The organism is Paraburkholderia sp. EG304 (genome assembly GCF_046543485.1).
GTDB lineage: Bacteria > Pseudomonadota > Gammaproteobacteria > Burkholderiales > Burkholderiaceae > Paraburkholderia > Paraburkholderia youngii.
Genome location: NZ_JBKGUA010000099.1, coordinates 1 through 11,292, shown reverse-complemented (window position 1 = coordinate 11,292; position 11,292 = coordinate 1). Strand labels below are relative to the sequence as shown.

The window sequence follows — 11,292 nt, the reverse complement described above, 5'->3', positions numbered from 1 at the left end:
ATGACCCACAGCCACTTTGTGCTGCTTCGCAATTCCTGGATTCTCATCCGCACCCAGCCATCTGGCGATGCCACATCGGCTATCCAGAACGCACCCCGACGGTCGACAGGATATGGGCACTTCTCGGCGAATACCTCGGCCCATTCCAGCGTATTGTCCTGAGCGACAGCGAATACGTCTTCGATACACCTCAACCGATTGATATCATCCAGCCATCGATCAGTCCGTTCTCCGCCAAGAATCGCAACTATGAAGGGCCGGCAGACCAGAAGCTGGAAAATTCAGTTTCGTTTAATGGCCGCAAATCGGGACCTACGCCATCGCTTCAGGAAATCCTCGGTTGGCGGTATTTTCTGCACGTTTCCAGATGGGATAGCCTCAAAGGCATCGACCGGATCATCACCGCTTTTATCCGTTTTGTGCGTGCGGCATCCGACGAGAAAAATACGATACGCCTCGTGATAGCAGGACCCGACCCTCTGGATGTCGCTGACGATCCGGAAGGACGGACGTATTTCGAGAAGTGCCTGGCACTACGTGACCAGTTGCCAACGGAAGTACAGCAACATTTGTATCTGGCCTGCATCTCGATGAAGGACAACGACGCAAATGCAGAGATTGTCGGCCGACTTCAACAGAATGCTCATGGCATATTTCAATTGTCTCGCGAAGAGGGTTTCGGGCTGACGACGACGGAGGCTCTGTTCCGGGGTAGACCCGTCGTAGTGTCGTCCGCTTTTGGTCTGAAAAGGCAAGTCGTAAATGGGCTGAATGGAATTGTCCTAGAGGAACCGGACATCGAGGCCAAAGCCGCAGAGGTGATGCGTCGGCTTTCGACCAACTATAGTGATTACGAGGGAATGGCGAGAAGAGCGCGCGAGAACTGCCTGCACTTCGGCACGCAAATCTCGCAAATTCCAAAGTGGTATGACTCGATTCGTTCGGCCCTATCTAGTTTTGAAGAGCACACGGGGCCTCAGCGCGCAAATGCAACTGAGGCGTGAGTTGATGCCCACACGCTTACGACAACCTCACAGGGATAGAGAAAAATGCATGGCTCCCTGATGACGCAGACAGCGAACGCCTCATGCTGATTGAGACCTTCATCTGTTTTGTCTCTGCCCAAGAGCATGAAAGCCACGACCGTTCCGCAGGCGAGGCGAAACGGTTCGAGCGCTTGACGAACTCGGGGTATCCGTCCTTTTCGTGCTTGTATGGCGGTTTCTCCACAGAGCCTTTATTTATATGGCTGCCGTCGGCTCTGGCTCTTGTCAGGAGGTCCCAACAGTATCTGCGATAGCATATCTGCGCGCGATTACGGATCGCGCGCCGTAGTCGGGAGGCGCAGATGCCAGATCTTGGAGTTTGCTATGTGGGACAAGATCGCTTGCCCGCCCGACTGTCGGAATTCGACGTGGAGCGCTACTTCGCGTTGACTGACAGCGACGTTGCCGCGGTCAAAGAGCGTTTTCGGCGCGGTCAACGTGTCGGCGTTGCGATCCAGTTGGTCTTTCTGCGTGCCAGTGGCCACATTCTCGATCATGTCGGCACACTGCCGCGCCAGTTGTTGCGGCATGCCGGCGAGCGGCTCAGCCTGCCCGCCCCGACGATCGCCTACCTCCGCACGCTCTATCAACGCTATAAGACACTGTACGAGCATCAACTCTGGACCTGCGAATATCTCGGCATCACTTCCATCGGACCGAAGCACTGGACGGAACTGAAGCGTGGATGCGACAGGACGCCGCCGAAGCGCTCGCGCTCGACGAACTGCTTCACCACGCCCATTGCTGGCTGTATGAGCGCCGCATTCTGACACCCGCAGAGCGGAAGCTGCGAGATTCCGGCCGTTCGATCTGGTCGGACGTTGAACATAGTCTGCGAGCACTTATCGAGGCATTGTCACGTTATCGAGATGGTCGGGTAAGATCGCATGATGAAAAATGCAAAATCGCTGTACCACGGTCATCGCTTTCCCGCATCGGTCATCAGTTGCGCGGTGCGTTGGTATTTCAGGTTCCAGCTCAGCCTGCGCGATATCGAAGAGCTGCTGTTCGAGCGCGGGGTTATCGTCAGCTACGAAACGGTACGACGCTGGTGCGATAAGTTCGGCGCGTGCTTCGCACACCGTGTGACAGCGTCGCGTCGCAAGCCCGGCACCACATGGCACCTTGACGAAGTATTTGTGAGGTTGCGCGGTGAGCCTTACCTGTTGTGGCGCGCCGTCGATCAAGACGGTGCCGAACTCGATATCCTGCTACAGAAGCACCGCGACAAGGCAGCAGCGAAGCGGTTTTTCGAGCGCGTGCTTGCCGCGTGCTCTGAGGCACCGCGCAAGATCGTTACTGACCAGCTGCGCAGCTATCGGGCGGCGAAAGCCGAGATTCCCGCACTGGCTTGCGTCAAGCACGTCTTTGTCAAAGCCAGCGCGCGGGTCAATAACCGGGCCGAAAACAGTCATCAGCCGACCCGCGAACGCGAGCGACGCATGCGTGGCTTTCGCGATCCAGAGCGCACGCAGGCTTTCCTATCGAGCTTCGGTCCGATCCGGCAGCACTTCGCGCTGAAGCGACACCTGCTACGCGCCTCGCTCTATCGCAAACAGCTTGCCACACGCATCGCCGCCTGGCATCGCTTCACAGAGATCACCCAAGTTCCGCCGGTTTTCTGAGCAAGCGCGTTGCCCCCCCACTATTACGTCGCGAGCAAATTAACGTGACAGTGCCTGCGAATGCTCTCGATCGCGCAAAGGATGCGTCATGACCAAGTTTGAGGTCGCTGTTGCCGCACACCGGGCAGGCCGACTGGTCGAGGCAGAAGCTGCCTACCGGCAGCTTCTGTCGATCAATACGGCGCACGCTGACGCCATGCATCTGCTAGGCGTTATTGAATTGCAAAGAGGCAGGCCGGGCGAAGCGGAGGTGCTGATCCTTGCGGCGCTGACACACCGCAAAGACGCTGTTTTCATGACAGATCTGGGTGTGGCATTGGGTTGCCAGGGTAAGCTTTCCGCCGCAGAAGCCGCGTTCCGGAAGGCATTGGAGTTGAACCCCGATCTGGCGGAAGCACACAATCATCTGGGTATTCTCCTTGTCCAGACGCAGCGAACGGTGGAAGCGGAGATTGCCTTTCGACGTGTAGTCGGCCTCAGGCCTGATTCTGCCGAGGCATGGAACAACCTGGGACAGGTTCTTTGTGAAACCGTGCAGCTCGTAGAAGCAGAGGCAACCCTTCGCCATGCGCTGCTGTTGAAGCCCGACTACGCAGAGGGGCACAACAATTTCGGAATCCTACTGAGTAAAACCGGACGTTACGCCCATGCGGAAGTTGCTTTTAAAAAAGCACTCGCGCTCAACGTAAACTATCCAGCAGCCCACAACAATCTGGGTCATTTACTGTCTGGCATCGGCCGGTTTGCCGAAGCAGAACCGGCCTTCATCCGGGCACTGGAACTGACTTCTGACTATGTTGATGCCCGTTTCAATCTGAGCCTGCTGCTCCTTGCGACAGGAAGATATGCCGAAGCATGGCCGAACTATGAGACCCGTTACAGTCCGAACATGAGCGACCGGAAAATGGTGGTGCCGGGATTTTCATATCCGCAGTGGCAGGGCGAGCCTCTGGGCGGCAAATCCCTCGTGCTCCTGCCGGAACAGGGATTCGGCGATTGCATACAGTTCGCCCGCTACATTCCCTTGCTTAAGGGACGCGGCCCGTCGCGAATCAGTGTGGTTTGCGACCCGGTCCTCGGCGCCCTGCTGGAGACGGTCGACGGGGTTGACGAAGTGATAACGGATTCGGGATCGGTACCGGAGCATGACTACTGGACGTTTCCGTTAAGTCTGCCGATGCATTTCGGGACAACCGTTGACACGATACCTGGTTCTCTGCCATATGTGCATGCGATGCCCGAGCGGCTGGAGTACTGGCGTAACGAACTGCCCGCTGAGGGATTAAGAATCGGGCTGGTCTGGAAAGGCAGGGGCACGCACGGAAACGATCACAACCGTTCCTTGCGTGACATATCGGATCTGGCTCCGCTGTGGTCGGTACCGGGGCTCACATTCGTCAGTCTGCAGCATGGGCTACGCGATGAATCCCGGCAAGCGTCCGCAGAACAGCCTCTCATCGAACTGGGCGGGAAAATCAGGGATTTGGCCGACACAGCCGCCATCGTCGCCCAGTTGGACCTGACAATCTGTGTTGACACGGCGATCGCGCACGTTGCTGGCGCGCTCGGCAAACCATGCTGGGTACTACTCCCTGCCTTTGGGTGCGACTGGCGCTGGCTGCAGGACCGGATGGATTCGCCGTGGTACCCAGGAGCTGTAAGCCTGTTCAGGCAAAGCAGGTTTGGCGAATGGCGTGAAACGATTGAGGACGTTACCACTGCGCTGAGGATCTGGGCGGCAACGGAAGTTATCGTTGAAACTGGGGGCGCTTCAGGAAACGGAAAATAATCTATGATCGCCCCCGTTTTTGCAACGCTGAATGGATGCATGGTTGGCTTGCGTAAATCTATTCGGCGTCGTTGTGGGGATCGCTCCCCGCGCCACGATGAATTCGCGCCTGACAGTCCTAAAAAGCACGTCGGCTTTGCGGTAAGCCGATATTTTCCACAGGGTGTCCGTCAGGCCGGTGTGCTGTTCATGTCATCAGCTTCAACAGCCGCAAAACCAGGTGGGACGGTTCAAATTGAGGTCTCAGGCCTCAACATGGTGGTGTTTAGAGTGAACGAGGCATGGTGCGCCGACAATGCCCACGCGATACGCGCGAATTTGTTGGCCAGTGCACAAGCGACCACGTTGGAATGCCGCCTAGCAAGCATCGAACGGACCCACTCGGCCAGTGGACCAGCCTTGTTGGAAACCCTGTGCATGTAGGTCCGTGCGCATTGAACGAGGAGTCTGCGAATATTCGCGTCCCCCCTCTGATACCCAGCAGGTTCGTGCGGCCGCCCGTGCTGTATTGTCGGGGCACGAGTCCAATGGGCGCTGCGAAGTCCCGACTGCTCGCATACTGCTTGCCGTCGCCGATCTCGGCGGCAAGCACGCTTGCGGTGACAGGACCGACACCCGGAATGGAGAGAAGACGTTGACCTAGATCGTTGTCGGCCAGCTGCATCGCCAGTTCGCGGTCAATCTCTCCGATTTGTTCGCTGAGATATTTGAAATGAGCATGCAGGCGCTCGAGCGTTGTGATCAGTCGCGGTGGCAACGGGTGCTCGGATAGCACAGCAGGCAAGCGTCTGATTACCGCATTGCCCACGGGCAGACTGATCCCGAATTCGAGCAGGAATCCGTGTATCTGGTTGATCGTCTTGACGCGGTCCTGTACGAATGAGTCCCGAACCTTGTGTAATGCGCACAGGGTCTGCTGCGATCCGGTCTTGGGAGTCCCGAACCGCATTGAGGGACGCGACGCCGCCTCGCAGATTGCCTCGGCATCGACAAAATCACTCTTGTTACTCTTGACGAACGGACGGACGAATTGCGGAGAGATGAGCTTCACCTGATGGCCCAAGGTCGCCAGCCTCCGCGCCATGTGGTGCGCGCCTGCACATGCCTCCATTACCAGCGTGCAGGCATGAAGCGTCGCGAGAAACTCGATCAGCTGCTTGCGGCTCAGCTTGTTGCGGAATATGGCCTTTCCTCTTGCGTCCTGTCCATGCAGATGGAACGAATGTTTGCCGAGATCGATTCCGATGAGCGTCACGTCTTGCACGATGTTCTCCTGTTCGCAATTGACGCGGTAAGGTTAGCGCACGCGTCGCAGGTGGGGGCGATCATCTCATTAGCACGTTAGCCTGAGCCAAGGGACGGCAAACCCGGTCAAGCTCAAGGTACTGCGTTGCCGGCAACGTACAAACGGGGTTCGGGATTTCCCGACGAACCAGCGATCTTCGTCTGGGACGAATGGGATGACGCCCAGGCGAAAGGCTTCTTCCTGCAAATTGCGCGGGATGCGGCGCGCGTCGACGATCATGCCATTGATTTCGATAAGCCAGACGAGTGGATTTCTGTCGAGCTGACTGGGAAGTGACCAGCGAGGATCGAGCTGACCGATCTTCAGAAGGCTCAGAATTGATCCTGAGCGGGCCGAACCGGTCTGGGCGCTTAGCCCGAAGTGCTGGCACAGTGCATCGGCGCGCATGTGGGGCTTTTGGGACTTGTCAAAGAGGAAGTTGACCCTCCCGATCGCGTAGGCCACGCCGCAGGCCCAGGAGCGTGCAGGACCGGTCACCAATGGCGATGGCCGCTTGCGGCACAGGGTGGCAACGAGACGTCGGCAGAGGTCGCGGTATTCATCGGTCAGGTGTTGCGCACAAAAGGCGTCGGTAAGCGCAATGATCTCGTCATACCGGTCTTGCATGGCGGCTGGCACCCGCTCGCCGCGAACGGTTGGCTTCATGGAATTCGCGATCCGTATGCGTCAGTTGCCCAGTTCGGCGAGCCCATGAACATCACCCTCCCGCTCGATCAGGCGCAGCCACGTGTCCAGCTTCTCGCTGGTGCCGTCAAGCAACCGGTCAACCAGGGTCCGGTCGTTCGCCTTGCCGAGCATGTTATGTAGTCCCAAGTATGCCACGAGAAGGCGATACATGGTGCAACGCAAATCATCACGTTCTCCCTGATAGCGCCGGGCATGGGGATGCAGATCCTCGATGGCAAGACTGAGTTTCTCGCCGACATACGACAGCGGTATGCCGTCACGATCCTGTCGCGACGTGTACGCCGGGCCGTTGGCGTTCAGGGGAAGATCGGCATCATCCGGGATCTGGGGCATTGGGTGTCTCCGTAGGTGTGTTGCCTGATCAGTGAAACGTCGGCGAACTGGCCATGCAGCAATGCTTGTGCTTGCGGCCACTACCGCACGGGCACGGCTCGTTGCGCCCGACTTTCGGTTCTTCCCGGCGCATGGGCAGACGCGCCGGGATGTGCGCCAGTGCCCGCCGATGTGGCTCGAAGTAACGGTAGATGTAGGTCAGCCCGGCGATCATCGTCTCCAGCAGTCCCTCGCGCTTCTCCGCAGGGATCGATGGTGGCCGCATCTGCGGGTCGGGATTGTGTTCATGATGCAGCATCATGATCGGGATCATCGGCCCGCCGTGGTCCTCGTCGTGGATCAGTTCCCCCCAGCTCGCAGGACGCATCTGTACGCCGCGCATGAAGCCATGCGCCCAGTCGTTGGCCGGGGCAACACCATCGTCGCGCTCGAGCAACACGGGCAGGTACACGTTCGGCTCATGCAGCGTTTGCTGCAATTCCGTGCTGATCGTGTTCCAGTGACGCATGAGCAGCTCGATGATTTCGGTGGCCTGCCCGTCGCTTTCAAACGAAAAATCTTCCCCCCAGATCTGGGGCAGATACTCGCTGGGCAACACGATGTCGGGTCCGCAAATCAACGCGACGAAATATCCGTCGAGCGTTTCGATGTTCATCGCCGCATCGCCGATGGAGTCGAGAAACCCGGCGAGACGGGCGAAATCGTCATCGGCAAGCGGCTGTTGAGACGTCAAGTTATTCACAGGGGAGGTTCTCTTCGCGAGGTCAATGCTGTATGCGATGATTATACGATGTCGAGCTCGCCGGGTATGGCGGCAAGGTCGGTTGAGCCTTCGGCAGTTTGTGAGGGACGCCGAATCCGCGGCTCCGCCCCCGGCATCGGCCGCAGTGGCCTGAACCTGCCGGCCTGAAGCTTGCGGTCCTTATGCCAGACGTAGTCGCCGGTCAGGTTGATGTGCTCCCAGCCAAGCGGCGACAGATACGGCAGCAGCGTAGCGTCGGCCGGTACACCACGGGCGTGCATGGTCTGGACAGCCCGCTCGAGGTAGACGGTGTTCCACAGCACGATCGCGGCGGTGACCAGATTCAGACCGCTGGCGCGATAACGCTGCGCCTCAAAGCTACGATCGCGGATTTCCCCGAGGCGGTAGAAGAACACCGAGCGCGCAAGCGCATTGCGGGCCTCGCCCTTGTTCAAGCCGGCATGAACGCGTCGGCGCAGCTCGACGTTCTGAAGCCAGTCGAGAATAAAGAGCGTGCGCTCGATGCTCAATCTCGTTGGCAAAGGCGGCAAGGCAGGCAAGGTAGCCTTGCCGTCACTCGCCCTGAATATTCGGTACATCATCGTAATTTCATGCAGAACAAGAAAGCCACGCCAGATGACGGTAGGCCCTGGAGGATGATCACGCTTTCGGGCAAGATAGCCGCCGAGTCTGGTGATCCACAAAATCACCTGCGCGAGTGAGGGCGGTTCATCGGGCATTTCTGTACTACCGTGCGTACGGCAGTAGAGGGCCTGCCACTCGATTGGCTGCAGCAATACTTCGCACGACAGGTTTCCATCAAGCCGTGCAAGCAGCATCGCGTACAGGATTCTCCAGCTTACTACGGCGAACAACGCGGTGGCGCGTACGAATCGTTCGACATTGCCAAATTGGCGGGTTTCAATGCGACAGCCGCTTTTAAGCACACGATGCCACGATTCAATTGTCCATCGACGTGCATACCATGCCAGACGCTCGAGGGCCTGTGCTTGCGTATACGTAGGCACTGAGGTCAGCAATAGCCATTCCAATGGCTCGGCTCCTTCGTCTACGTTCGTTTCCAACGCATGAATCGCAAATACATCAATTTCGGGAAGCTTCTCGCGACGACGATTTTGCGGCGGACGAAGGCGTACGGGCATGCATCGCACAACCAGCCGTGCGGTGCGCGCCTGTCGGTTTTCGCGCGCAGGCACCTGCAGTTGCGTTTCTCCAATCACTGGCGAGGCTAGCGCGGTTTCCCACAAATATCGATCAGGGTGTGCAACGCGTCGATTCCACGACGCGCGCACCAGCCAGTCGACACCGGCAGGCCGCCGTGCCAGGAACACATCGTAGACATTGCCTTCGCGATCGCTCACGCCGATGACTTGCGTATGCGGACAGTGTGTCTTGAGTATGCACAGCTGCTCGATTCCTTCGAGCCATTTCGCGCTCTCTTTCTCTTGTACGCTTCGTTGTCCGCGCAGATGTTTCTTGCCCAACTCCTCCAGCCTACGTATCCACGTCTTCAGGCCGATCACGCCGAGTGGCAGCCCCTCAGGCGTGAGCGCAAGCAGACTGTGTATCAGGAAACCACGAACGTGTGGATCGGAGCCATATCCCAGACCTTCGGTTGCCCGCAAATGAGACAAATTGAACTCAGTGGTGTCCTAAACCGCAAGTACGATCGGCACCTGCTGCATGCGACAAAGCGTTTGGCCGATGTGTGCGCCCAGCACGCCATCGACATCCACCTGTGGGTTATCGAAAAACCGATAAGCCGCCTTCAGCTCAGAAGCATTGAACGATTGCGGAAAAGAGCAATGCGGACTCGTCGAAAGCCTACGCGCCAGCATCACGAGCCGTCTGGTCAGGCGAGCGTCGCCAAGTTCGGCAGCACCAAACTCTTCACTTGCCCAGTCATCGAGGTCAGGGGTGTGCGACAACGCCCGGCATCACAGATCATGAACGGCTCCAAAGTTAACATCCGCTGTCTTCGTTTACAAGCCATCCCATCGCAGAATTACGAACAATTTGTGGGTAATCCTGAGGGAAATCCCGGGGCGGTTCAGTAATGCACATGGTCGACGTATTGTGAAGGTATGGACTGCTCACGCTGCCGCGTCGTCGCGGCGCGCATCGGTACGACGTCCTCAGTCCACAAGTGGGGCGACAACTGACGCTCGACGGGCGCCGCGCCTTCGAAAGCTGGCTGATGTTCGAAGCGGATCCAGTAACGAAGAATCTCTGCGACGACCTTGATCCATGCCAACGCTTCGTGGGCAACGTCCGCGCAACGCTAGAACATCATGAATGTTTGTTAGTATGATTCGAAATCGAGTCATGACGAATTGTCCGCGGAATCAAGTGGAATGTTGATCGGAGGGGATCGACGCGCGGCGCATTGGGACAGGACGATGGAAGGTCATCCTCGTTTGACATGGAAACGAACGCCGCTCGATGCCTGTACTTGTCGCGCATGCCATTTCCCGAAGTTCTATGTGCGATAGGATCAAACATATCGGATGGTTCTGTTGCAGTAAGGCCCACGTTAAAATTGGGTAGCGAATTTTTGAGCTGTGCGATGAAGAAGACGAAGACACCGCGAACCACACTCGCGCCGGGCCTGGCCAAGGTCCTGAAGCGCCTTCACTACCCGCTTGAAGTGATTTTGCTGTGCGTGCGATGGTACGTGGCCTATTCGCTGAGTTTGCGCAATCTTGCGGAAATGATGGACGAGCGTGGTACCGCGGTGGATCATTCGACGGTGTACCGCTGGGTCATCAAGCTGCTGCCGCTCTTCGAAAGGCGCTTCCGCAAGCACAAGCGTCCGGTTGGGAAAAGCTGGCGAATGGACGAGAGCTATATCAAGATCAAAGGCGAGTGGAAATATCTTTACCGGGCAGTGGACAAGGCGGGCGACACGGTCGAATTCCTGCTCAGGGCCAGGCGGGACAAGGTCGCTGCCCGGCGGTTCTTTGAAAAGGCGATCGCCCATAATGGTACGCCAGAGACCGTGACCATCGACAAAAGCGGCTCCAATCTGGCCGCACTGGATGCGGTGAATGCCGATCGCGAGACGCCGATCAAGGTCCGTCAGTCGAAGTATCTGAATAACATCATCGAACAGGATCACCGCGCGATCAAGCGCCGGACCCGCCAGATGCTCGGGTTCAAGAAATTTCGTTGCGCCCGCATTCTCCTGGGGGGCATCGAAGTCATGCACATGATCGTCAAGGGCCAATTGAACGATGGCGGCGTTGGCCAAACTCCCGCACAGCAGTTCTATTCGCTGGCTGGATAAGGAATCCATACCAATCGGTCTTGCCCGACCTCTCGCTCTTACTGCGACAGAACCCGGTGGAATCGAGGGGCCTGCTCATGGCCGAACTGAGCCAGCCAGACTTCGTCTGCCGGATCAAGCCCACAACTTTAAAAGAGGTCACTACCACTCTGCCGCTCGAAGGCCCGCTCCATGATCAAATGTTATCTTCGAGATGGCGCCACGAAAGGTCGACGGTTCGGTGAATCTCGATGCTGCGCCTCGCATAAACGCATCGATTTGCATAGCTGCTCTCCAGCGGCGTGCTGATCGGCGGACGCACGCCCGTGCTATCTGTATGTCCTCACATCAGCGATGTAGTCAGAAGGGCTTGTACCATTCCTTGCATGTCGAGAATCCGTCATTCCAGCCCTGCGCGTACATCGAGTCTTGCGCGAAGCGGGTCGGGTCTTTGGTCGCCTGGACGTACGGGTTGCCT

At 57.8% G+C, this 11,292-nt stretch carries 9 protein-coding genes and 3 pseudogenes; 5 read left to right on the top strand and 7 right to left on the bottom strand.

The features are described from left to right. The 4 genes from ACLFKU_RS40775 to ACLFKU_RS40760 form a co-directional block, all read left to right on the top strand. Positions 1 to 1,004: glycosyltransferase (locus ACLFKU_RS40775; protein WP_410852993.1), on the top strand; the 1,004-nt coding region annotated here is incomplete at its 5' end. Positions 1,005 to 1,414: 410 nt separating this feature from the next. Further along, positions 1,415 to 1,816, top strand: coding sequence for a DUF4158 domain-containing protein (locus tag ACLFKU_RS40770; protein WP_157646471.1), 402 nt, complete (start codon positions 1,415 to 1,417; stop codon positions 1,814 to 1,816). 120 nt (positions 1,817 to 1,936) lie between these two features. Beyond that, the gene (locus ACLFKU_RS40765; protein ID WP_410852992.1) at positions 1,937 to 2,671 is read left to right on the top strand and encodes an IS6 family transposase; all 735 of its coding nucleotides are present in this window, start codon (positions 1,937 to 1,939) and stop codon (positions 2,669 to 2,671) included. Between the two features lie 88 nt (positions 2,672 to 2,759). Further along, positions 2,760 to 4,460, top strand: coding sequence for a tetratricopeptide repeat protein (locus tag ACLFKU_RS40760; protein WP_152855059.1), 1,701 nt, complete (start codon positions 2,760 to 2,762; stop codon positions 4,458 to 4,460). Positions 4,461 to 4,690: 230 nt separating this feature from the next. On the opposite strand, the pseudogene ACLFKU_RS40755 reads toward ACLFKU_RS40760, so the two are convergent. From ACLFKU_RS40755 to ACLFKU_RS40725, 7 genes and pseudogenes are all read right to left on the bottom strand, one after another. Beyond that, positions 4,691 to 5,724, bottom strand: a pseudogene (locus ACLFKU_RS40755) (IS110 family transposase). Positions 5,725 to 5,793: 69 nt separating this feature from the next. Beyond that, positions 5,794 to 6,411 carry a DUF6398 domain-containing protein gene (locus tag ACLFKU_RS40750; protein ID WP_227749509.1) on the bottom strand — a complete coding sequence of 206 codons (618 nt, stop codon included), beginning with the start codon at positions 6,409 to 6,411 and terminating at the stop codon, positions 5,794 to 5,796. Positions 6,412 to 6,432: 21 nt separating this feature from the next. After that, on the bottom strand, positions 6,433 to 6,786 hold the full coding sequence (locus ACLFKU_RS40745) for a hypothetical protein (protein WP_018433056.1): 354 nt from the start codon (positions 6,784 to 6,786) through the stop codon (positions 6,433 to 6,435). A 28-nt stretch (positions 6,787 to 6,814) separates the two neighbouring features. Then, a complete protein-coding gene (locus ACLFKU_RS40740) occupies positions 6,815 to 7,528 on the bottom strand; it encodes a UPF0149 family protein (protein ID WP_410852991.1) in 714 nt (237 codons plus the stop codon). 41 nt (positions 7,529 to 7,569) lie between these two features. Further along, positions 7,570 to 8,052: pseudogene (locus ACLFKU_RS40735) on the bottom strand (Tn3 family transposase); the annotation flags it as partial. An 84-nt stretch (positions 8,053 to 8,136) separates the two neighbouring features. Next, a pseudogene (locus ACLFKU_RS40730) lies at positions 8,137 to 9,189 on the bottom strand (IS4 family transposase); the annotation flags it as partial. A 12-nt stretch (positions 9,190 to 9,201) separates the two neighbouring features. Then, positions 9,202 to 9,477 carry a transposase DNA-binding-containing protein gene (locus ACLFKU_RS40725; protein ID WP_227749502.1) on the bottom strand — a complete coding sequence of 92 codons (276 nt, stop codon included), beginning with the start codon at positions 9,475 to 9,477 and terminating at the stop codon, positions 9,202 to 9,204. 638 nt (positions 9,478 to 10,115) lie between these two features. On the opposite strand from ACLFKU_RS40725, the gene ACLFKU_RS40720 reads away from it, so the two are divergent. Beyond that, positions 10,116 to 10,835: an IS6 family transposase gene (locus ACLFKU_RS40720; protein WP_410852990.1), complete on the top strand. Its 720-nt coding sequence runs from the start codon at positions 10,116 to 10,118 to the stop codon at positions 10,833 to 10,835. Positions 10,836 to 11,292 lie beyond the last annotated feature (457 nt).

What these genes read in the sequence shown, in the direction of transcription:
- ACLFKU_RS40765 (WP_410852992.1), top strand. Translation starts at nt 1,937, where the DNA reads ATGAAAAATGCAAAATCGCTGTACCACGGTCATCGCTTTCCCGCATCG.
- ACLFKU_RS40760 (WP_152855059.1), top strand. Translation starts at nt 2,760, where the DNA reads ATGACCAAGTTTGAGGTCGCTGTTGCCGCACACCGGGCAGGCCGACTG.
- ACLFKU_RS40750 (WP_227749509.1), bottom strand. Translation starts at nt 6,411, where the DNA reads ATGAAGCCAACCGTTCGCGGCGAGCGGGTGCCAGCCGCCATGCAAGAC.
- ACLFKU_RS40745 (WP_018433056.1), bottom strand. Translation starts at nt 6,786, where the DNA reads ATGCCCCAGATCCCGGATGATGCCGATCTTCCCCTGAACGCCAACGGC.
- ACLFKU_RS40720 (WP_410852990.1), top strand. Translation starts at nt 10,116, where the DNA reads ATGAAGAAGACGAAGACACCGCGAACCACACTCGCGCCGGGCCTGGCC.